Origin of the sequence: Bacillus sp. BD48 (genome assembly GCF_046566805.1) — a bacterium.
Lineage (GTDB): Bacteria > Bacillota > Bacilli > Bacillales > Bacillaceae > Bacillus > Bacillus safensis.
In genome coordinates this window covers 17,691-41,073 of the sequence record NZ_JANGFM010000003.1, presented here as the reverse complement: position 1 = coordinate 41,073, position 23,383 = coordinate 17,691, and the positions used below count along the sequence as shown (strand labels likewise).

Below are 23,383 nucleotides of genomic sequence, written 5' to 3'. Positions count from 1 at the left end.
AGTGAACCGATATCATAGAGAAGCATCCTTCTGGAACCATTTTTTTGTGAGAAAACGAATAAAGATTTGACAGTTTTGTGAAACATGGTATGCTTATTATGTGAAATAATTCACATAGAGGAGTCGAGGCAGATGAAAAGAAAGCCTGTTTATGTGGAAACAACCATTCATGCACCTTTAGAGAAAGTATGGGAATATACGCAAAATCCAAAGCTTCATGAACAGTGGGATTTGCGTTTTTCAACCATTTCATTAAATGGACCTCAAGATGAACAGCCCCAAACCTTTTTGTATGAAAAGCACCTTGGATTTGGTGTAAGTGTCACAGGGACAGGAGCATATCGAACTAGAATGATGGATGAACGGAATGAACGGGCATCCTCGCTTAAATTCAAATCGTCACACCCGCTGTCTTTTATCAAAGAAGGCGGCGGCTATTGGAAATATGTGAAAACGAACGATCAAATTGTGTTTCAAACTCAATTTGATTATGAACCGAAAGAAGGAAAAGGATGGGCGTGGGCAGATCGATTACTTTTTCGCCCGATGATTGGGTTTATGACGGCCTTTAGTTTTGGCGCACTAAAGACGTGGCTTGAAAAGGGTACGCACCCTCGTTTGTTACTGGAGAGAACACTTGCCCATTATGGAATTTGTTTGCTGTTTGCCATCGTCTGGCTATGCCAAGCGGTCATCCCTTTTTCACATTCTGCTTTTGATCATACCACCGGATTCCGGTTGTTTTATGCCCTTATAGGCGTAGCATGGCTGATACCTAAGCTATCAAAGAAATATTTGTTCATTCTTCAAAGCGTGTTTCTGCTGATGATGCTTTGTATCGGGATCCTATCCCCACAAACGACACTTCATGAGCCGCTTGTGATGAGTGCATTTTTAATCCTATCCATTGCAGGGATGATTAATTTAAAAGATTGTCTAGATGTATTTTCGATCAAACGAAAAAGGGGAGGTAGACATGGTCGTTCATCGTCATCAAGTAAAGGATTACGATAAGCTGCATCCAAAATTAAAAGAGAGATACAACCGTGCGTTTACCGCTGAAGGCACCATGGAAGAAATAGGAGGCGGGTCGAGGCTCATTCGATTTTTCTTCAAAATCGGTCCGCTGTTTCGCTGTTTTTTCCCTGAGAGAGGAAAAAACATTCCCTTCCGAATTGTCAATAAACCCTTTATGACAAATAAGGGAGAGGAAGGTATGCACTGGTTTCGTACGTTTTATTTCCCAAAGAAGGAACGGCACTTTGATGCTGATATGATCATTGATCAGAAGAGTCATAAAGTACTAGACTATTTTGGAAAGCCTAGACTTCTTATGTCAGAGCTCCATTTTACAGTAACAAAGCATGGGTTCCTTCACATTCAATCCGGCCGGCAGAAGCTGTTGATGTTTGGACGTGAATGGCCGCTGCCTTCATGGCTTTATGGTGTGTCAGATGTCATAGAAGGCTACGAGGAGCATGCGGGTGAGTATACCATTGATGTGCATGTGAAAAATCGACTGTTTGGAACTCTTTTTACATATAAAGGCCGGTTTATTGAAAGGGTGGTGTCTCATGATGAATAAATGGCATTTGATATCAAGCCTTGGTCTCATGTGCTGTTTTATCGGCACCCGTTTAATGACAGGTCCAGTAGCGGAGTTTTTTGTACTGATAGCGATTCTGATTTTCCTTCCTGCAGTTTTATCTTTTTTTGCGAAGGAAGAGAGGGAGAGTAAGCCGGGGATACTGATCAGCATTTTAATGAAAGCCTTTCCATTAGCTGCTCTTTGTGCAACGGCTGCATTCATCTATCACTCTGCCTTGTTTGCATCGGGCTGGTTTTTGTATACGATCATTTTGGCATTATATGGATTTATTCGTTTGCTGAAAAGGGGAATCTTTCCGCTTCATGAATTGATGACGGGTGGTGCATGGATGTATATCGCTTTAGGAGGGCTTTGGTTTTGGCTTTACACAGCAGATATACAGGTAATGAGCTTTTCACCAATCATTGTGCTTTTGACCGCTATTCATTTTCATTACTCTGCTTTTTTTATCCCGCTTTTCTATGGATTATTAGGGAGACAGCGAGAAAAAGAGACAGCTTTATACAAAGCGGCAGGCTGGGTGATTTTGCTGTCGCCTGTGATGATTGCTGTTGGGATTAGCTTCTCCCGTCTATTTGATACGTTCAGCGTCACGCTATATGTCATTGCCCTCTATTTGTACGGCATTCTTTGTATGAAAACAAGATTTCGATCGACTGTGGCAAAAGTGCTGATTGTGTTTTCTGGCTGCGTCTTAATGGGGACGATCGTGCTATCTTTTCTTTATTCCGCTGGCATGCTCATGCGCGTGACCTACATCAGCATTGATCAGATGATTTGGTTTCATGGCAGTATCAATGCCTTTTTTGTTATTTTACCAGGTCTGATTGGATGGCTGATCGAAGGACCGAAGGATCAATTGAAGCAGAAGGATTTTCCGATATCAAGAGTGCATGGCCGTTTTCAGTTGATCTCTTTTCAAAAGGAAAGAATGCAAGATCGAGAGAAGCTCGGTTTAGTCGATTCACTTGATGATTTAAATGGAACGACGTTTTCAGCTGAAAGGGTGTCACCTGTGATTCGAAGGTTTTATGAAAATCCGGCGGCATTTACGTTAAAAGCAGCAGTCTGTTTTCATTGGTGGGTGAGGCCGTTTGTTTTTTTACTTCAGCCCACTTTTAAGAAACTAGGGCAGCTCTATTTGGGAACATCTCGTAAGCCGTATGAAATGAAGGGACGTCTGACTGCATTTCAACATCCTAAAGAAGAGCGAAAGGATGTCAGGGCGTGGATTCGTCACAACGAAAAAGGGGAGCAGGTCTTTTTTGCGCTTTATGCTCATCATCACGATGCAGCTGCGGGCTATATGAATATTGCGCTGCCGCTTCCATACTCTCAGATGACCGCCATTTTAAAACCTTTTAATGAAAGAGAAGATTTTCTATTAAAAAGTGCATGTCCAAAAGGCAGTACCGGTGACGAAGGATTGTATTTGCATACGCCTTTTATCACCATGAAACTGCCAATGGAAGAAAGCTTTCATATGAAGCCGGAGACAGATAAAAGTCTCACAGCGGTTCATCAAATGAAGCTATTCGGTATTCTCTTTTTAACGATTCGTTATCAAATTGACAGTGAAAGTCACCCTGTTAGTCAATGATGTCACATGGTTCACCGTGCCGAATGATATTCACAATCGCTTGCCCATCACTCGGATGATGATCTGCATACTGGACTGGCAGCAGTGCAAAAAATACATAGTAGACTGAGAAGTAAGCAAATTGATAGAAAAATTGATGTTCTGGCAGGATGTCATTGGCGATCATTGTATTCAGTATGAGAACACTGAGCAGGTTGCATAATGATCCGCCTAGGTAGACAAGAATGTGTGAGAATCGGTTATTTTTCCTCATTTCTTCATAGTGGCAAAATGCATCTAGAAAATAGATTCGTCTAATTTCAACAACGCCTACTTTCAATACTTTTTTGCCTCTGCCAAGAGCAAAAGAAACCTTTGCGCCAAACATCCACGCGACCATAATATGGCCAAGCTGATGCAGGATGGCAACGATAGGAAGAATGACGAAAAACGACCAGCAAAACGTCCACATATCCGATAATGTAAACAAGTGTTAACCCCTCCCCAATATATTTGGGAGGAAGCAGTAGGATTATTTGCCATTTTACTGAATTCATTTTCAGGATGCAAACATTTAATACACGACAATAAAATTATTATGTAAACTAAAAAAGCTTTTGCAGTGAATCGGCTTTTTGACTCACTTTTTTACGAGATGAATGTGCTACAATGAAAAAACAATAGATGACTCTAGTAAATGAACTTACCCTTGAAAGAAGAGGAGAGAAACAGATGGCAGATATTGAACAGTTTTTGGCGTTAGATATACGTGTTGGAACGATCATTGAAGCAGAATTCTTTGCAGAGGCAAGAGTACCTGCATTGAAACTCAAGATTGATTTTGGTGAAGAGATTGGTCTAAAGCAATCCAGTGCTCAGCTCACAAAACGTTATACGGCTGAGAGTCTCACTGGCAGACAAATCGTAGCAGTCGTCAATTTTCCGCCTAGAAGAATTGCAGGGTTCAAATCAGAAGTGCTTGTCTTAGGGGGCATGCCGTCAAAAGAAGACGTGGTTTTACTAGCTACAGATGAGCCTGTTGAAAATGGGACAAAAATAGGATAAGAAAAAAGACATCTTCCTGAGAAGATGTCTTTTGCGTATTGAGGCGGAATAACCACACGCCACATTCGTGTGTGTCTCAAGGAGACATGTTACCCGACTTACACAATTCAGCTCATCGCTTGATAAATATAGCATGGGGTGAGCTGAATTGCAACCATTAAATGATTCACTTCAGTTTTTTACGTCATTTCAGCCGGAAAAATGACAAGAAATCAATTATTTGGATTATTTTTTCAAAAAATATTGAAAAGTCAGATCAGATTTTATAAAATGAATTCATCTTAGTTTGTTTAGTCGATAAACTAAGATGAATTCCAAGTGATGATCCGACCATTAAAGGGGATGATTCCGTCATTCAAATCATTTGCTGCGTATGTGGGCTAAGCTGAAAAGATCAGATGTTCAGCTTCATTTTTACAACAAATTGAAAGCGCTTTATATTCTTTGTATTGACTGCTGCTGCCCTCCATCATCTGTTCATTAGAAGAGGCTAAGAGAAGAAGGGAGAAAGCTCATGGTAAGTGAGAATTTAAAAAAGATTCGTATGTCTGAAAAAGTGGGATATGCTTCAGGAGATTTCGCATGTAACTTAATTTATGCAACTGTCTCTACGTATCTATTATTTTTTTATACAGATGTGTATGGTTTATCAGCGGCGGCAGCAGGGACGATGTTTTTAGTTGTCCGCGCCATTGATGCGCTTGCAGATCCGTTTATTGGTGCAATGGTGGATCGAACGAACAGCCGTTTTGGCAGGTTCAGACCTTATTTGTTATTCGGTGCGTTTCCTTTTGTGGTACTTGCCATCCTTTGCTTTACAACACCTGATTTTTCTGAAATGGGTAAACTCGTTTATGCCTACATCACGTATGTTGGTTTATCGCTTACATACACATTCATCAATGTTCCTTATGGTGCTTTAACTTCCGCAATGACAAGAAATAACCAAGAGGTTGTCAGTATTACGTCGGTTCGTATGCTTTTTGCTAATCTCGGAGGTCTAGTTGTTGCTTTTTTTGTTCCTTTTCTTGCGACTTTTTTGAGTGATAAAACAGGAAATACAGCACTCGGCTGGCAGATGACGATGGCTTTTCTCGGCGTTCTTGGCGGTGCATTACTTATTTTCTGTTTTAAAAGCACGAATGAACGTGTCACGCTTCAAAAGCCTGAGGAAAAAATTAAGTTCAGTGATATCTTTGTTCAGTTACGTGTGAATCGTCCGCTTGTTGTATTAAGCATTTTCTTTATTATTATTTTTGGCGTGAACTCGATCAGTAACTCTGTCGGAATCTATTATGTGACGTATAACCTTGGCAGAGAAGATTTAGTGAAATGGTACGGACTCATTGGGAGTCTGCCAGCTTTAATGGTGCTGCCGTTTATTCCAAAACTGCACAAGCTGTTAGGAAAGAAAAAGCTGCTGAATTATTCATTATTGCTGAATATTGTAGGTCTTCTTGCATTACTTGTGATACCGCCGAGTCAAGTCACTTTAATACTTGTTTTCAGGCTCGTCGCAGCTGCAGGGAGTATTACAGCCGGTGCTTACATGTGGGCGCTTATTCCTGAAACCGTTGAATATGGCGAATATAAAACAGGGAAAAGGATGGGCGGACTCATCTATGCCATCATCGGATTCTTCTTTAAATTTGGGATGGCATTAGGCGGGATTGTGCCAGGGCTTGTACTCGATCGCTTTGGCTATATTGCGAACCAAATGCAAACACCAGAAGCATTACTGGGTATTTTAATCACGACAACGGTGATTCCTGTATGCTTACTGATTTTAGCGATGATTGATATTAATTTTTATAACCTAGATGAAGAAAAACATCAAAAAGTCGTACGAGAGCTTGAGAATAGAGACAAGGTATATATCGATCATATGGACGATTTTAAAATGTAGGTCTCTGAAAGAGGAGGAAGTTCAATGAAGATTACCAATCCAGTGCTCAAAGGATTTAACCCCGATCCAAGTATTTGCCGTGTTGGAGAAGATTATTATATGGCCGTCTCTACATTTGAATGGTTTCCAGGGGTGCAAATTTATCATTCGAAGGATCTCGTCCATTGGCGCCTTGCTGCGCGTCCTTTGCAAAAAACGTCGCAGCTAGATATGAAGGGAAATCCTGATTCTGGCGGAGTATGGGCGCCGTGCTTAAGCTATGCGGATGGGCAGTTTTGGCTTATTTATTCAGATATCAAAGTAGTGGATGGTCCGTTTAAAGACGGTCATAATTATTTGGTCACGGCAAGCGAAGTGGACGGCGATTGGAGTGAACCGATCCGGCTCAATAGCTCTGGCTTTGATCCATCTTTATTCCATGATCAAAGCGGGAAGAAATACGTCTTAAATATGCTGTGGGATCATAGAGAAAAGCACCATTCCTTTGCAGGTATTGCCTTGCAGGAATATAGTGTGGCTGAAAAGAAGCTCATCGGTCAAAGGAAGGTCATTTTTAAAGGCACACCGATTAAACTGACAGAAGCGCCGCATCTGTATCACATCGGTGACTACTACTATTTATTAACGGCAGAAGGAGGTACTAGGTATGAGCATGCAGCAACGATCGCCCGCTCCTCGCATATTGAAGGGCCTTATGAGGTTCATCCTGATAACCCGATCTTAAGTGCCTTCCATGCGCCTGACCATCCACTTCAAAAATGCGGGCATGCTTCAATCGTTCAAACGCATACAAATGAATGGTATCTCGCTCATCTCACTGGCCGCCCAATTCAATCAAGCAAGGAATCTATTTTTCAACAGAGAGGCTGGTGTCCTTTAGGAAGAGAAACAGCGATACAAAAGCTCGAATGGAAGGATGGCTGGCCTTATGTTGTAGGCGGAAAAGAGGGGACGCTTGAGGTTGAAGCACCAAAGATCGAAGAAAAGGTTTTTGCACCAACCTATCATACAGTCGATGAATTTAAAGAATCAACACTAAATCGACACTTCCAAACATTAAGAATTCCGTTTTCAGATCAGATTGGTTCGTTAACGGAGAAACCGCAGCATTTAAGATTATTCGGTCACGAATCTTTAACGTCTAAGTTTACCCAAGCTTTTGTTGCAAGGCGCTGGCAAAGCTTTTATTTTGAAGCAGAGACAGCTGTTTCGTTCTTCCCAGAAAACTTTCAGCAAGCAGCTGGTCTTGTGAATTATTATAATACGGAAAACTGGACAGCACTCCAGGTGACATACGATGAGGAACTTGGCCGCACGCTTGAACTATCAGTCTGTCAAAACCTTGCCTTTTCTCAGCCATTGGCACATAAAATCATCATTCCTGACGAGGTCACATATGTCTATTTAAAAGTGACCGTTCGGAAAGAGACATATAAATATTCTTATTCTTTTGATCAGAAAGAGTGGAAGGAAATTGATGTACCGCTTGATTCCATCCATTTATCCGATGATTTCATTCGAGGTGGGGGGTTTTTTACAGGGGCATTTGTCGGTATGCAGTGCCAAGATACGAGCGGCGAGCATCTTCCTGCTGATTTTCACTATTTTCGCTATGAGGAAACAGATGAATAAAAAAAAGACAACGCGCTACAGGCTGTCTTTTTTTGGAAAATAAATAGGTCATGTTGAGAGGGTGGCATCTTGCAGAAAAGCTTCTATGACAAGAGATGTCATCCCCAATACTGGTGCATTGTGTCCTAATGATGAAGGGAGCAGCTCTATATGTGAGCTGAATTGCGTATCCATTCGCGAGGATACTTCCTCCCCAATCACATCTAGAACCGCCTGATGTGATTCGATCACTTTGTTTCTTAAAATAATGGCTTGCGGGTTAAAGGTATGCAGGACGTTTGTGAGTCCGACCCCAAGGTAAAAACCAAAGTTGCGCAGGGCATTGAGCGTTTTCATATCATTTAACTTGGCCAGCTGTTCCAGATCTTGATGGGAGATGTGCTGATCGTTTGTTTGAAGAGACTGAAACAAGGCTTTCTCAGAAGCATACAATTCCCAGCACCCGCGGTTCCCGCAGCTGCATGTTGGTCCGTTAAAATCGATCGTCATATGTCCCATTTCACCAGAAAAGCCGTACGCCCCTCTGTATAAATGATGATCGATGATGATTCCGATCCCGATGCCAGTGCCGATGCTTGCATAGATCAAATGGTCATAATGTTTAGCGGCACCAAAGATTTTTTCACCATATGCACCGGCATTTGCTTCATTTTCAATGAAGATCGGTACTTGGAACGTGTCTTGGAGCGCCTTTTTCAGATCAACATTTTTCCATTTGGAATGGGGTGTAAACACGATTTGTTCATCTGCATCCACTAACCCATGTATGCATAGGCCAATGCCAATGAGCCCGTACGGGGAAGAGGGCATTTGTGTGATGAGCTGCTGTATTAATTCAATTAATTTACGTATCGTCACATCAGGAGAGCTGGATGGGAGCTTGATCTGCTCTTCGTAAAGAATGGACCCTTCAAGGTCTGTTAATATGCCATTAACATAATCAACGCCGACATCAATCCCGATAGAGCAGCCTGCACGTTTATTAAACATTAATAAAACCGGTCTTCTTCCGCCGCTGGACTCACCTTGACCGATTTCATAGACAAGATGTTCTTTCATTAACGTACTTACTTGAGAAGAAACAGTCGATTTATTTAATCCAGTGCGTTCAGATAATTTTGCTCTCGAAATGGGCGCATGCTGGAGAATTTCTTTTAATAAAAGTTTTTGATTTATTTTTTTGACAAAGTTCTGATCAGCGATATCCACGTTATCCACTCCATTTGTTTCGTCTTTAGATTAAGTTGAGAAGAACTGCTTTTTTTCGCAATGTATTCGATAAGAAAGATGATTTTAACTTTATTATAACGAAAATATTTCTAAAAAACTAAAAAATATGGAAAATTCAAAGTGATTTTTTCATAGATTGATCATTAGTTTGTTGCATCAACTTACAAAGTGTACTCAGGAGGAATGAAGAATGACCAAATCAAATATGAAAACGTTACACAGCTTAGAAGGAATCGGCAAAATTCAATATGAAGGAAAACAATCAAAAAATCCACTCGCTTTTCAATACTATAATCCAAACGAAGTGATTGGCGGAAAAACAATGAAAGACCACCTGCGTTTTTCAGTTGCTTATTGGCATACATTGACTGCTGATGGAACAGACATGTTTGGAACTGGGACGATGCAAAGAGCATGGGACTCCTATAGCGGAATGGATTTAGCAAAAGCTAGATTGGAAGTCGCTTTTCAGCTTTTTGACCTATTGGATGTTCCGTATTTTTCATTCCATGACCGTGACATTGCGCCAGAGGGAGAGACGCTTCAAGAGACGAATCAACAATTAGACATCATTTTAGAAAGAATGAAAGAATACATGAAGCAGAGCGGAGTAAAGCTGCTGTGGAACACGGCCAATATGTTCAAGCACCCTAGATTTGTACACGGCGCTGCGACATCTTGTCATGCAGATGTCTTTGCCTATGCGGCCGCACAGGTGAAGAAAGGTATCGAAACCGCTAAAGAACTCGGTGCAGAAAATTATGTTTTCTGGGGTGGACGAGAAGGGTACGATACGCTGCTCAATACAGATATGAAAAAAGAGCTTGATCATATGGCAGCTTTCTTGCACATGGCTGTTGATTATGCAAAAGAAATTGGGTACACTGGCCAATTTTTAATCGAGCCAAAGCCAAAGGAGCCAACAACTCATCAATACGATACAGATGCAGCGACTTCCATCGCCTTTTTAAAACAATACGGATTAGATTCCCATTTTAAATTAAATATCGAGGCCAATCATGCGACACTGGCCGGCCATACGTTTGAGCATGAATTACGTGTCGCAAGAATTCATGGGCTGCTCGGTTCTGTTGATGCAAACCAAGGAAATTCGCTTCTTGGGTGGGATACAGATGAATTTCCAACCGATCTGTATGCGACAACTCTTGCCATGTATGAAATTTTGCAAAATGGCGGGCTAGGGGCTGGCGGTCTCAATTTTGATGCAAAAGTAAGAAGAGCTTCATTTGAACTTGAAGATATTTTATATGCCCATATTGCCGGGATGGATGCATTCGCAAAAGGACTGCGGGTCGCTCATAGACTCATAGAAGATCGTGTGTTTGAGGATGTCATAAAGCACCGGTATCGCAGCTTTTCTGAAGGAATTGGACGTGACATTTCAGAAGGGAAGGCAAACTTTCATACATTAGAAGAATATGCGCTGAAACATCCTTTGATCAGAAACGAATCGGGAAGAGAGGAACAGCTGAAAGCCCGTTTAAATCAATACTTGTTAGAAGATTAATTGAAGGGGCGGACCTGTTTTGAAGGAGTGAAAACATGAAATATGTGATGGGAATTGATCTTGGAACGAGCGGGGTCAAAGCGATATTAGTCGATGAGAGCGGAAAGGTGTGCTGCGAAGCCTCTAAGCCGTACCGCCTCATTCAAGAAAAACCGGGGTATTGTGAGCAGCAACCGGAGGATTGGGTAGAGCAGACAATCGCTGTGATGAAAGAACTGATGGCAAAGCAGCCTGTTCATTCAAGAGAAGTCGAAGGCATCAGCTTTTCCGGACAGATGCATGGTTTAGTTCTATTAAATGAATCTCGCGAAGTGCTCCGCCCTGCAATTTTATGGAATGATACACGAACGACAGCGCAATGTACGTGCATCACAAAAAAGCTGGGGGACCGGCTGCAAAAGATCACAAAAAACCAGGCGTTAGAAGGATTCACACTGCCAAAATTATTATGGGTAAAGGAACATGAACCACATATCGATCAGCAAATCGACATGTTTTTACTCCCAAAAGATTATGTTAGATTTCGTTTAACAGGCGCTGTCCATATTGATTATTCTGATGCGGCTGGCACTTTGCTGTTAAATATCGGTGAACAGACGTGGAGTGAGGAGATTTGTCAGGCATTTGATATTCCTCTTCATATTTGCCCGCCGCTTGTCACATCAGAGGCGGAGGTTGGTACACTTTTGCCGCACATTGCACGTGAAGTTGGGATGAAAGAAGGAGCGAAGGTTTTTGCCGGCGGGGCAGATAATGCCTGCGGAGCAATTGGTGCTGGAATTTTAACCCCTGACCGCACGTTATGCAGCATCGGCACATCCGGGGTCATTCTCTCCTACGAAGAGGATCATGAAAGGGAGCTTCAAGGGAACTTGCATTTGTTTCATCATGCAAAAAAAGACGCTTTTTACACAATGGGTGTCACCCTTTCAGCAGGATATAGCCTGAACTGGGCAAAACACTTACTGGCTCCTGAGGAATCGTTTCAATCACTTTTAGAAGGTGCGGCTCATGTAGCGCCAGGAGCGAAAGGATTGCTCTTTACACCCTATTTAGTCGGGGAAAGAACACCTCATGCGGATTCGATCATTCGCGCAAGCTTGATTGGGTTAGACAGCAGGCATGAAAGGGCACATGTTGTCAGGGCTGTGTTAGAGGGAATTACCTTTTCACTGAATGAATCTATCGCATTATTCCGGCAGGCAGGAAAAAACATAGATTCTATTGTGTCCATTGGCGGCGGTGCGAGAAGCCGGACATGGCTTCAAATGCAAGCAGACATTTTTCAGGCTGAAGTCATCCAGTTAGACAACGAACAAGGGCCTGCTTTAGGTGCAGCGATGCTTGCCGCGGTTGGATGCGGATGGTATCCGTCACTTGAAGCATGTGCTAATCATTTGATCCATCAAGCCGCTGTTTATGAGCCAGAGCAGCAGCATGCAGAAGTATACGCCGATCTATTTCATTTGTATCAAAGGATTTATACACAAACAAGAGACATCCATGCTGGGTTAGAGCAGTATCGTTCCATCTAACTGAGAAGGCTGCATGAAAGGAGGTGATGGGTTTTTCACCTTAGGGATGACAGAACAATACGGATGAATAAAGGAGAGGGATGGAAAATGAATTTGAAAAGATTGAGGCTGTTGTTTGTGATGTGTATTGGATTTGTGCTGGTACTGACTGCTGTGCCAGCTCATGCGAGAACGATTTATAATAATGAAATGGGCACACATGACGGGTACGATTATGAATTATGGAAAGATTATGGAAACACCTCGATGACACTCAATAACGGCGGGGCATTTAGTGCAGGCTGGAACAATATCGGAAATGCCTTATTTCGAAAAGGAAAGAAGTTTGATTCCACTAAAACTCATCATCAGCTTGGCAACATCTCCATCAATTACAACGCAGCCTTTAACCCGGGCGGGAATTCCTATTTATGTGTCTATGGCTGGACACAATCTCCACTAGCAGAATACTACATTGTTGATTCATGGGGCACGTATCGTCCAACAGGAGCGTATAAAGGATCATTTTATGCCGATGGAGGCACATATGACATTTATGAAACGACCCGCGTCAATCAGCCTTCCATTATCGGGATCGCGACCTTCAAGCAATATTGGAGTGTACGTCAAACAAAGCGTACAAGCGGAACGGTCTCCGTCAGTGCGCATTTTAATAAATGGGAAAGCTTAGGGATGCCAATGGGCAGAATGTATGAAACGGCATTTACTGTAGAAGGCTACCAAAGCAGCGGAAGTGCGAATGTGATGACCAACCAGTTGATTATTCGATAAAAGCATATGAAAAAAGCCAGCAAAAAACAGCTGGCTTTTTTCTATGATAATTTTTCAACTTCTACTCTGCCAGAAAAGAACGTCGCGCCGCCGCCCATATCTGCCAATCGATCAGGTGTTAACCCATTCACTAAATGCTTTTTGCCTTTTTGATCTGCCCATAATCCTTGACTGACCACAACACCAGATAATACATTTTGACCGACTGACACGACAAGCTCACACTCTCCTCGATCGTTCAGCACACGCACCATGTCACCATCTTCAATTTTTCTTTCCTTTGCATCCTGTTCATTCATGTGAAGCTTCGGAAATTTCTCAAGCTTTTGATGCTTTTCATGAAGTGAGAAGGTAGAATTCAGGAAATTATGGTTCGGTCCCGGTATAAAGGTAAGCGGATAATCGCTTTCCTGATAAAGGGGCACATAGGTTGGAAGGGCTGGGTACCCGTCTTTTTTCATTTGTTCAGAATAAAGCTCAATTTTCCCGCTTGGGGTTTGAAGCTTTAATTCCTGGAAAGATCCACGTTTTGCTTTAATCCATTTCTTTTCTTTTAATGCCTCGTATGAAATGTCCTCATAATGCGGATTTTCTGGATGTTGAAGAGCTTGTTCCATCAATTCAGCATCTGTCTCGCGGAAGGCTTCATCTTCAAAGCCCATCGCATGGGCAAGCAGGCGGAATACTTCAGTATTGGATTTGCTTTCTCCGTAGCGTTCTATCACTGGCTCCTGAATTTGAATATAATGATGCCAGTATGACGTATAGAAATCCTCGTTTTCAAAGGCTGATGTCGCCGGCAGGACAATGTCTGCATACGCCGCTGTTTCTGTCAGGAATAAATCATGAACCACTGTAAATAAATCCTCTCTCAGCAAACCTTCTCTGACTTTATTCGCTTCTGGTGTCACAACTGCTGGGTTGCACGAGTAGATAAAGAGAGAATCAACGGAAGGCTCTGCGCTTGTCAGTACGCTGCCCAGCTGATTCATATTAAATGATCTAGGCGTGCGTTCTTTTAATAAATCCGGCCGCTGAAGAGCTGGTTCATTATAGCTGAGAAAAGAAGAGTTTGATTTCATTGCTCCGCCGCCCTTGTGCAGCCATTGACCAGTCAGGGCAGGGAGGCAGGAAATGGTTCTAATACTCATCCCGCCATTATCATGGTGCTGTAAACCATTCCCAATGCGAATGAGAGAGGGGGATGTCTCAGCGTACATTCTCGCAAGTGTAATAATGTCGCCTTTAGGGACACCCGTGATGTGCTCAACTGTGTCTGGATCATACTGCTTTACATGCTCGCGTAGCTCTTTATGGCCGACCGTGTAAGTCTCTAAAAAAGCTTCATCTGTACGTTCTTCTTTAAAAAGGACATGCATGATGCCAAGTGCAAGCGCACTGTCAGTACCAGGCCGAAGCGGAATGAACCAATCTGCCATCCGCCCTGTTTGGTTCTTGTGAACATCAATCACGACAATCTTTGCTCCTTGCTTTCGCGCTTTTTGTGCCAAGGTGATTTGGTGCATATTGGTCGACACGGCATTGATGCCCCAAAAAATAAATAGTTTCGTATGAATGGTGTCTTCAGGATCTGTCCCAATGCTTGCGCCCATTGTATATTTATAGCCAGTCGTTCCTGCTGACTGACAGATCGTCCGGTCTAACTGGCTTGAACCAAGACGATAGAAAAAGCGGCGGTCCATTCCTTCTGCGTTGAGATTGCCCATGTTCCCATAGAAGCTATATGGCAGAATGCTTTCTGGCCCTTTCTCTTCGATGAGCTTTGTCCATTTTTGACGAATGGTTTCAATGGCTTCTTCCCACGTAATCGGCGCAAACTGACCTTCGCCTTTTTGGCCAACACGTTTTAAAGGAGTGGTCAGCCTTTTTTCATCATATAAACGGGCTGTGACATTACGCACTTTGTTGCATATGTTTCCTTGTGTGACAGGGTGGTCCGGATCTCCCTGCACTTTCACGATCTTTCCATTTTCTTTATGTATTAAAAGACCGCACTGATCCGGGCAATCTAACGAACAAACTGATTTGAATATTCCGTCTTTCATCGCTGTATAATCGGTCATGGGTTTTCGGCTTCCTTTCTGCATTCCGTTATCACTTTGTATGGATTTTATTTTAGCATGTTCGGAGGAGGAAGGTAAGAAAGAGATGATGAATTGAAGAAAATGAAAAAAAGCCCCTGAAAAGGGACTTTTAAAAACGGGTGACTTGTACAGGAAATTCTTTTACCCCAAAAACAAACGTGCTTTGTATAGGTTTTAGCTGATCTGCCACGCAGGTGATGTCTTGAAACGTATGGAGTAAAACGTCAAGCGCAATGTTGCTTTCAAGCCGGGCAAGCGGTGCACCGAGACAAAAATGAATGCCAAATCCAAAACTCATATGCGGATTTGATTTCCGGTCAAGCCGGAACGTATCTGGATCTTCAAACTTCAGTTCATCCCGATTTGCTGAAGCAACCCAGCTGATGAGGTAGTCTCCTTTTTCAATGCGTGCGCCTGCAATTTCAACTTCCTCTGCGGCGATTCGGCCAATGGCTTGAACAGGCGGATAATACCGCAGTGTTTCCTCCGTCAATTGAGGAATAAGAGAGGGATCCTGCCGAACTGATTCAGCGATATGCGGCTGCTCTGTCAGCAGTCGTACGGCATTGGTTATTAAATTGGTCGTTGTCTCATTGCCTGCAACAAGTAATAGAATACAAAAGCCAAGCAGTTCATTCTCCGTTAAACGCTCTCCATCGATTTCCGCTTGAATGAGAAGCGAGATCAAGTCATCGGCAGGCGTTTCTTTTCGTTTTTGGATCAAATGAGCAAAATAAATGGACAGCTCCTCTTCAGCGCGTTTCTGCATATCTACAACAGCCTGAATGGCTTCCTTTGATTCATCCTTAGCACCTGCCACAAGGGCATCAGAATGTTTTTTAATCAGCTCTCTGTCCTGCACCTCTGCACCGAGAAGCTCAGCGATAATCATCACTGGCAGGGGAGCCGCTAAATCTTGCACAATATCAAACGTACGTTGATCCTTGACTTGATTTAATAGATCATGTGTCAGGTCTTTGATCTTATCTTCTAATTGCTTGATCGCTTTTGGGGTGAATGCTTTATTCACAAGCGCTCTCATCTTTGTATGTTTTGGAGGATCCATCGTTAAAATACTTGTTTTAGATGTGCTTCTTCCTCGCTGTGAAGAGAACACTTTAGGCTGCTTTAGAACAGACTGGATATCCGCATATCGAAAGAGATCCCAGCACTTTCTTGTCTCATCATATCTAATATCACTCTCTGCACGCAGCTCATTGTAAATAGGGAATGGGAAAAGAAGGTCATCGGTAGAACGGATTTCTTTCATTGGAATCACATTGACATAGTTTTCTTTCACTTTCATTATGAACGCTCCTTTTTCACATGATATCTCTTTCACGGTATCACCAGTAAAATATCATTTCAACGGACATGTTTTCTAAAATATGTCAATAGTCTAATCGAAAGATTCAAGCACATTCACCATATAGGAAAATAGAAAGTCATTAAAATGAGAGCGCTTTCTAAAAAATAGAATTGAAGTCACCGAAACCAAAAATAAAATGGTGAATTGAGTCGAACGAAAGGGTCCTATGATTCAAATAATCATAGTTCTTTTGATCTAAATTACTGTATTTGAAAAACACGGCTAACATACTTGCAGCAAGCTGCCGGCCATGCATTCGGGACTTTTGAAAAGCGCTGGCTCTTTCTTGACACGATTTCTCAACATGTTACGATAACTAACGTGCGAAAAACACGAACAAAAAGCGAACAAGGGAGAGGATCAATATCATTGATCAAAAGAAAGTTGCTTTCATTGGAGCAGGTTCTATGGCGGAAGGAATGATCGCAGGGATTGTGCGATCAGGACAGATGCCGCTAGGCCAAATTTACGCAACAAACAGACAAAATCAACTTCGATTGAATGAACTAACGAAACAATACGGAATTCAAACAGCCGCAATGGATTCATTTCCTTTTGAAGAAATGGATATGTTGATCCTGGCCATGAAGCCAAAGGATGCTGAAGCAGCACTTGAATCATTAAAACCACGTATTCAGCCAGATCAGCTCATCATGTCTGTCCTTGCAGGTGTGAAGCTATCGTATATTGAAGACATGCTGCACGAAGGCCAGCCTGTTATGAGGGTCATGCCAAATACATCAAGTACGATCGGGGCGTCAGCGACTGCTTTATCTGCTGGACGTTATGTGAAAAACGATCATATGAGCATAAGTCAGGCTCTTTTAGCTGAAATGGGCGAAGTCTATACCATTCAGGAAGAGCAAATGGATATCTTCACTGGAATTGCTGGAAGCGGGCCAGCCTACTTTTATTTCTTAATGGAAAGAATCGAAGAAGCAGGAGAAGAGGCAGGTTTATCAAAGGAATTGTCTCGCCAAATTGGCGCGCAGACACTCCTCGGTGCGGCAAAAATGCTGCAAGAAACAGAGGAAAATCCTTCTGCCTTAAGAGAGAAAATTACGTCACCAAATGGTACAACTGCTGCGGGACTGAATGCATTAGATAATTTTGGTGGGGGAGAAGCGATCAAGCAAGCTGTCAAACATGCTGCCAATCGATCAAAAGAGATAAGCAATCAGCAAAAACAAAAAGTATCTATATAAATAGAGCTCAGGTACAGGAGTGATAAGGTGTACGCAGATAAAGAGAGAAAACGAATTGTTGTGAAAATCGGAAGCAGCTCTCTTACTAGCTTTCAAGGTGAGATTAGTTTGAAAAAACTAGAAAACCTCGTCAATCAAATTGTGAAACTCAAAGATGAAGGACACGAAGTCATTTTGGTTTCATCTGGTGCGGTTGCAGCTGGTTACCGAAAACTAGGATTTATCGATAGACCCAAAACACTGCCGGAAAAGCAGGCATCTGCCTCAATCGGGCAAGGGCTTTTAATGGAATCATATTCTACTTTATTTTTATCACACGGTTATATTGCTTCACAGCTCTTAATCACAAGAAGTGATTTTTCTGATGAAACACGCTATCAAAATGTGCGTAACACAATGAACGTGTTATTAGATCGAGGCATCATCCCAATTATTAATGAAAATGATACAGTGACGATCAATCGGTTGAAGTTTGGAGACAACGATACATTGTCTGCAAAAGTAGCTGGACTCATTGATGCGGATTTCCTTGCCATTTTATCTGATATCGATGGCTTGTATGAAGATAATCCTCATACAAATCCAAATGCGAAGAGAATTCTCGAAGTGACTGACATCACAGAAGACATCGAAGCAGCTGCCGGAGACGCAGGCAGCAGCGTAGGTACAGGCGGAATGAAATCAAAGCTCGATGCCTTTAAAATATCAATGGCCGCAGGTATCAACGGCTTTTTAGGAAAAGCCGATACGCCTCACATTTTAGACAAAGCGATCAATGGGACAGAGGACGGCACATATTTTACCGCTGACGAAAATGTAGCGCCCCTCAACTATAAGAAGCAGTGGATTGCCTTTCATTCTGGACCAAAGGGTGAGATCGTGGTTCAAGAGAAAACACGGGAATTCCTCATGCACCGTGAGGGAAGCCTTGATTCTGATGGGATTGTCAATGTGAAAGGTTCGTTTAAAAAAGGCGATGTTGTCCGTATTTTAGATCAAGATGGAAGAGAAATAGGGCTTGGCGTTGTGAATTATGCATCAGATGAACTCGCACGTAAGAGTGACTTGTTACAAGATGAAATCGTGCATGTTGTCGATCTTGAAGCATTTGTTTGTCATTTAGATTTATCGATACCAGTTTGTTAACCAAAAAGGGAGGAATTCCATGACACTGACAGCTGAAGTTGTCACATCGGTCAAAGAAAAAGCCAAAAAAGCAAAGCACGTTTCAAAAAAACTTGGTTTACTTCAGACAGAGGAAAAAAATGACGCGCTGCTTAAAATGGCAGAAGCGTTAGAGCAAAAAAGCCGGTTCATTTTACAGGAGAATCAAAAGGATTTAGATGCTGGGAAAGAAAAGGGCTTCTCAGAGGCACTCATGGATCGTTTAATGTTAAATGAAGAAAGAATTCATGAGTTTGCGGAAAGTTTGCGGCTTGTGACGAGATTAACAGATCCTGTTGGAGAAATATTGGATGAATGGACTCTTGATAACGGCTTACATGTGAAAAGCCGAAGAGTACCGCTCGGCGTGATCGGGATGATCTATGAAGCGAGACCGAACGTCACTGTCGATGCAGCAGGCCTTGCCTTAAAGGCAGGCAACTCAGTGATTTTAAAAGGCGGTTCCTCCGCTATTTCTTCCAACAAAGCCATCGTCAGTGTGATTCATGAAGCATTGGATCAAACAAAGATTCCTCGTGATGCGGTGCAATTGATTGAACAAACAGACCGTTCATCGGTTCAGGCGATGTTTCAACTAAAAGAATGGATCGATGTTTTAATTCCGCGTGGCGGAGCTTCCTTAATCAAAACAGTGGTGGAAGAATCCACTATCCCAGTGCTTGAAACAGGGACAGGAAACTGTCATGTCTATATTGATCAAACCGCAAATGTGAAAAAAGCCATTGAGATTGTAATCAATGCGAAAACGAATCGTCCGGCCGTATGTAATGCTCTTGAGACGCTGATCATTCATCGTGATTGGCTGAAAGAGTATGCAGCCTCATTAAATGAAGCTTTGCAGGAGCACCGTGTCACTGTACATGGCGATCAGGCAGCAGAGTCTTACTTCTCAAACGTGGTTCCTGCGGAGGAAGTGGATTGGACAGATGAGTATTTAAGTCTTGATCTTGCGGTAAAGGTAGTCGATTCAATCGAGGAAGCGATCAGTCATATCGATCAGTACGGCACAAAACATTCAGAAGCGATCGTGACAGAAGATGAAAAAAATGCACTCACGTTTCTAAACGAAGTCGATGCGGCAGCCGTTTATCATAACGCATCGACTCGCTTTACAGACGGCGGCGCACTTGGCTATGGAGCTGAAATTGGCATCTCTACTCAAAAACTGCACGCAAGAGGGCCAATGGGACTTCCTGCACTTACCACAACTAAGCTGCTTCTATCTGGTGATGGTCAGATTAGAGACTGAGAATGGAATGTTAAAAACACTACCTTTTTTCATGGGGTAGTGTTTTTAGTGTTTAGAGAAGTAACTCCTCAATATATCTAAAAGAGATAAGTCCAAAAAGCGCCATATAGATGTAAAAAATGTAAATAGGGTATATAAGCCTTTATTACGCTGTTTTAAACTCTACCTCTAGCTTTCCGTATAAGCCCTCCTTTAATATGACAATAAAGTTATTTAATTTTTAAGCCTCAAACATGCATAACCCCGTTCTAAATTTAGGACGGGGCTAAAAATATAGTTGTTAAATTTTTGATGTAAGATACTTCACTACACTACAAAATTTAACAATAAAGTCGTTTGAAAATCTAAATTTTATTCAGCAATAGTGCCCGATTGTTAAATTACGATGACTGGAGTTTTAACTTATTATCATAAAACAGTTAATATCAAAAGTTTATCGCTACTTTTTATAATTAACATAAGTTTCTTTAAAAGAAATATTTACTCATGCCATTTTTAGCTCCTTTTAGCAAAAGATCAGCTATTAGCTTCTGTAACTCTTCTTTAATTTTACTTTATATAATAGTTCTTAAAGAATGATAACCTTTAGGCTTTTTTTCAATTTGTCCGTAAAAGTATTGGTGATGGTAGAATGTAACAAATCAAATTTATCGTCAAAGTGCGCATAAAATGCCGCGCGGTTAATAGTAGCCTGCTCAGGGATAAAATATCACGTACGGTTATATTGTTGAAATCTTTTTCACTAGCTAACGAAAGGAAAGAGTCTACAATCAATTGTCTTGTACGAAGTATTCTCGGATCTTGTTTTGGCATAATCAATCTGTTCTTCTCCTTTTTAGGTACATAATGTTGTTTAAATACGACAATACAATAGAAGTGTTGTGTAAACAACATATTAGCCATTTTGGTGGTTGTTAATAGTTCTTTTTCATCTTATCATCAATTATACAACACACGTTGCTTAAATAACACGTGTTTTTGTGGAAGGGTCTTAATCAAGCAAATCGTTGTGATCATTCAGAATCATACCCAAAAGATTGAAAAGGCGATTGGTTCTTAGTAAATAAAGTAGTACCCATCGTAACAAATGAACTCTCTTAGAAAAAATAATTAGCTAAGAAGTTATGGAGGGAATTATATTATGGAAAACATTGTAATTGTTGGGGCAGGACCAGGATTAGGTATGTCTATTGCGAAGAAGTTCGGAAAAAACGGATTTCGTGTAGCGCTTATAGCCCGTAATGAAGAAAAGTTGAATCAACTGGTTATTGAACTAGAACAATTAGGGATTGAAGCAGCGTCATTTCAAGCAGATATATTAAATAAAGCCCAAATTAGTTTAGCTTTCGCAGCGATCAAAGAGAAATACGGTTTTATTGATGTGGTTGAATACAGTCCAACTCCAAGTATCGATACAGTTGCAAATGCATTAGATGTAACAGAAGAAAATGCGCTATACCAATTTCAATTTAACGTTTTAGGTGCGATATCGATTATTCGAGAAGTGCTTCCGGATATGTTGGATAAACAAAGTGGAGCTCTGTTATTTACGACAGGTGGAGCCGCAATCAATCCAGTACCAATGATGGGCAATGTTGGAATTGCAGTTTCCGGTCTTCGTAATTATATCTTCAATTTGAACAGTGAATTAAAGGACAAAGGTATTTATGCAGGGCACATTTCGATCGGAATCTGGATGCAGCCGAATTCGGGAGTTCAAGACAAAATCGCCGACATTTGGTATGACATGTACACCAAAAGAGATCGAGTCGAAGAATTTATTACGGAAGATAAAGTATGAATCGGGTTGATAAAAATCAATCATCTCGGGTATAAATCCAGCATCAATCACCAAAAAGGTAGCCGTTTTTGACGTGAGAAACGGCTACGCTGATCGAGGTACAGAAATAGAAGGATTTTATTCAAGACACCATAACACAAGGGGGCAGAAGACCATGAACATCACTATTTTTGGGGCAAGCGGTGCAATCGGTCACACAGGATTTACGGATGCAAATGTACCTGACCAGTCGGGCAAATGCATCATCGTCACCGGGGCCAATACTGGAATTGGCTTCGAAATATCGCAAGTGCTGGCAGCGCGAGGTGCACGTGTGCTGCTGGCCTGCCGCAACCATGCGAAGGCGAAAGAAGCCATGGATCGGATTCGGAGGAAGACCCCGGGAGCTGACCTAGCTTTCCTGCCGCTCGACCTCGCGGATCTGGCGAGTGTGCGGAGCGCAGCTGAATTGGCCGCCAAGGAACCACGCATCGATGTGTTGATCAACAATGCCGGCGTGCAGGGTTCGAAGCTGAGACACACTGTGCAAGGCTTCGAGCTGACGTTCGGCGTCAATCACCTTGGCTGCTTCGCGTTGACCGCGCTGTTGCTGCCCAAGCTCATGGAAACGCCTGGGTCGCGCATCGTCGTCACGAGTAGCGGTCAACACAAAGGCGCGAAAATCGAATGGGAAGACCTTAACGCAGAAAAGAGCTACAAATGGCTCCCGCGCTATGGCGCCAGTAAGCTCGCGAATATGCTCTTCGTCTTCGAGCTGGACCGGCGGCTGCGGGCGACGGGATCACCAGTAACAGTCGTGGCCTGTCACCCGGGCCTTGTGGGAACGGACCTTGGACGCGATAACATGGCTGGCAAAGTAATGATGCCGTTGATCGGCCTGTTCTTTGCCAAACCGGCCATGGGTGCCTGGGGCGCGTTGCACGCAGCCACAGGGAAGATAAAGCCAGGCGGCTATTACGGGCCGTCAGGATTAGGCGAGTTACGGGGACCTTCCCATGAATGCTCTCGCTCAGAGGAGGCGCGAAATCCGAAGCTTGCCAAGCGACTGTGGGATGTATCTGTTGATATGACAGGGATCGACCCCAGCTTGCCTCCTGTAATTTGAAACTGCACTTTTGTTTATAACAAGAGAAAGGGTGTAGTGAACAAGTTGTCTCCATTCGGGTATAAATCCGGCATCAATCACCAAAAAGGTAGCCGTTTTTGACGTGAGAAACGGCTACGCTGATCAAAGAACAGAAATAGATGGATTTTATTCACCAAATACAAGGAGGTAGAAGACTATAAACATCACTATTTTTGGGGCAAGCAGTCAAATCGGTCAACTTCAAAACGCAATTTGCATTAGACAAGGGCGATTTCGTTACGGCATATGTTAGAAATCCTGAGAAAATCAAGTTAAATCATTCCAAGTTCTGATATGTCGCGAAAGCTTAAAGGCACGCCGATCGCCGACGGACATGCCCGGATTATCAAAGCGATGAAGAAGTTCAACAGAAAAAGGTTGATTACGCTCGCGATGCCGGCCTTGCAATCTGACGACGATAAGAAAAACTTATCGACGTTATTGAATGGTTCTGTGTTAAAAAAAGAGCAATTTTCTTCAGCGTAACT

General features: G+C 42.4%; 19 protein-coding genes. 15 read left to right on the top strand and 4 right to left on the bottom strand.

Features of this window, described 5'->3' with window-relative positions:
• Positions 1-132: 132 nt before the first annotated feature.
• Genes ACLGGR_RS10040 through ACLGGR_RS10030 form a run of 3 tightly spaced genes read left to right on the top strand, consistent with a single transcriptional unit; the run spans position 133 to position 3,209 of the window.
• A complete protein-coding gene (locus ACLGGR_RS10040; protein WP_323650681.1) occupies positions 133-1,014 on the top strand; it encodes a hypothetical protein in 882 nt (293 codons plus the stop codon).
• Positions 977-1,585, top strand: a complete 609-nt coding sequence (locus tag ACLGGR_RS10035) for a DUF4166 domain-containing protein (RefSeq protein ID WP_410973019.1) — start codon at positions 977-979, stop codon at positions 1,583-1,585. The genes ACLGGR_RS10040 and ACLGGR_RS10035 overlap by 38 nt, the downstream gene beginning before the upstream one ends.
• A complete protein-coding gene (locus tag ACLGGR_RS10030; protein WP_410973018.1) occupies positions 1,578-3,209 on the top strand; it encodes a YndJ family protein in 1,632 nt (543 codons plus the stop codon). The genes ACLGGR_RS10035 and ACLGGR_RS10030 overlap by 8 nt, the downstream gene beginning before the upstream one ends.
• Here ACLGGR_RS10030 and ACLGGR_RS10025 read toward each other — a convergent pair.
• On the bottom strand, positions 3,199-3,678 hold the full coding sequence (locus ACLGGR_RS10025) for a site-2 protease family protein (protein WP_041109445.1): 480 nt from the start codon (positions 3,676-3,678) through the stop codon (positions 3,199-3,201). The two genes, ACLGGR_RS10030 and ACLGGR_RS10025, sit on opposite strands and share 11 nt — an antisense overlap.
• A gap of 242 nt (positions 3,679-3,920) precedes the next feature.
• Between ACLGGR_RS10025 and csaA the strand changes: the two genes are divergently transcribed.
• The 3 genes from csaA (at position 3,921) to ACLGGR_RS10010 (ending at position 7,791) form a co-directional block, all read left to right on the top strand.
• The gene (csaA, locus tag ACLGGR_RS10020; RefSeq protein ID WP_041109443.1) at positions 3,921-4,253 is read left to right on the top strand and encodes a chaperone CsaA; all 333 of its coding nucleotides are present in this window, start codon (positions 3,921-3,923) and stop codon (positions 4,251-4,253) included.
• A gap of 514 nt (positions 4,254-4,767) precedes the next feature.
• Positions 4,768-6,159: an MFS transporter gene (locus tag ACLGGR_RS10015; protein WP_142945769.1), complete on the top strand. Its 1,392-nt coding sequence runs from the start codon at positions 4,768-4,770 to the stop codon at positions 6,157-6,159.
• A 24-nt stretch (positions 6,160-6,183) separates the two neighbouring features.
• A complete protein-coding gene (locus tag ACLGGR_RS10010; RefSeq protein WP_410973017.1) occupies positions 6,184-7,791 on the top strand; it encodes a glycoside hydrolase family 43 protein in 1,608 nt (535 codons plus the stop codon).
• Between the two features lie 48 nt (positions 7,792-7,839).
• Here ACLGGR_RS10010 and xylR read toward each other — a convergent pair whose 3' ends face one another.
• Positions 7,840-9,000, bottom strand: a complete 1,161-nt coding sequence (gene xylR / locus ACLGGR_RS10005) for a transcriptional repressor XylR (RefSeq protein ID WP_410973016.1) — start codon at positions 8,998-9,000, stop codon at positions 7,840-7,842.
• Between the two features lie 211 nt (positions 9,001-9,211).
• On the opposite strand from xylR, the gene xylA reads away from it, so the two are divergent.
• The 3 genes from xylA (at position 9,212) to ACLGGR_RS09990 (ending at position 12,855) form a co-directional block, all read left to right on the top strand.
• On the top strand, positions 9,212-10,549 hold the full coding sequence (gene xylA, locus ACLGGR_RS10000; protein ID WP_251216698.1) for a xylose isomerase: 1,338 nt from the start codon (positions 9,212-9,214) through the stop codon (positions 10,547-10,549).
• 35 nt (positions 10,550-10,584) lie between these two features.
• Positions 10,585-12,084 (top strand): xylulokinase, encoded by a 1,500-nt coding sequence (gene xylB, locus ACLGGR_RS09995; RefSeq protein WP_410973015.1) that lies wholly within the window; start codon positions 10,585-10,587, stop codon positions 12,082-12,084.
• Between the two features lie 87 nt (positions 12,085-12,171).
• Positions 12,172-12,855 (top strand): glycoside hydrolase family 11 protein, encoded by a 684-nt coding sequence (locus tag ACLGGR_RS09990; RefSeq protein ID WP_410973014.1) that lies wholly within the window; start codon positions 12,172-12,174, stop codon positions 12,853-12,855.
• 41 nt (positions 12,856-12,896) lie between these two features.
• On the opposite strand, the gene ACLGGR_RS09985 is transcribed toward ACLGGR_RS09990, so the two are convergent.
• Positions 12,897-14,939, bottom strand: a complete 2,043-nt coding sequence (locus tag ACLGGR_RS09985; protein WP_410973013.1) for a molybdopterin oxidoreductase family protein — start codon at positions 14,937-14,939, stop codon at positions 12,897-12,899.
• 130 nt (positions 14,940-15,069) lie between these two features.
• Positions 15,070-16,266 (bottom strand): cytochrome P450, encoded by a 1,197-nt coding sequence (locus tag ACLGGR_RS09980; protein ID WP_410973012.1) that lies wholly within the window; start codon positions 16,264-16,266, stop codon positions 15,070-15,072.
• A gap of 470 nt (positions 16,267-16,736) precedes the next feature.
• Here ACLGGR_RS09980 and proC point away from each other — a divergent pair, with 470 nt between their 5' ends.
• The 6 genes from proC (at position 16,737) to ACLGGR_RS09950 (ending at position 23,381) form a co-directional block, all read left to right on the top strand.
• Positions 16,737-17,534: a pyrroline-5-carboxylate reductase gene (gene proC, locus ACLGGR_RS09975; RefSeq protein ID WP_410973011.1), complete on the top strand. Its 798-nt coding sequence runs from the start codon at positions 16,737-16,739 to the stop codon at positions 17,532-17,534.
• A 27-nt stretch (positions 17,535-17,561) separates the two neighbouring features.
• Positions 17,562-18,680: a glutamate 5-kinase gene (gene proB, locus ACLGGR_RS09970; protein WP_410973010.1), complete on the top strand. Its 1,119-nt coding sequence runs from the start codon at positions 17,562-17,564 to the stop codon at positions 18,678-18,680.
• A 19-nt stretch (positions 18,681-18,699) separates the two neighbouring features.
• Entirely contained in the window at positions 18,700-19,968 is a 1,269-nt protein-coding gene (locus ACLGGR_RS09965) for a glutamate-5-semialdehyde dehydrogenase (RefSeq protein WP_410973009.1), read from the top strand.
• A gap of 1,141 nt (positions 19,969-21,109) precedes the next feature.
• Positions 21,110-21,769, top strand: coding sequence for an SDR family NAD(P)-dependent oxidoreductase (locus ACLGGR_RS09960; protein ID WP_410973008.1), 660 nt, complete (start codon positions 21,110-21,112; stop codon positions 21,767-21,769).
• 154 nt (positions 21,770-21,923) lie between these two features.
• Positions 21,924-22,874: an oxidoreductase gene (locus ACLGGR_RS09955; RefSeq protein WP_410973007.1), complete on the top strand. Its 951-nt coding sequence runs from the start codon at positions 21,924-21,926 to the stop codon at positions 22,872-22,874.
• A gap of 375 nt (positions 22,875-23,249) precedes the next feature.
• The gene (locus tag ACLGGR_RS09950) at positions 23,250-23,381 is read left to right on the top strand and encodes a hypothetical protein (RefSeq protein WP_285846217.1); all 132 of its coding nucleotides are present in this window, start codon (positions 23,250-23,252) and stop codon (positions 23,379-23,381) included.
• The last annotated feature ends 2 nt before the right edge of the window (positions 23,382-23,383 follow it).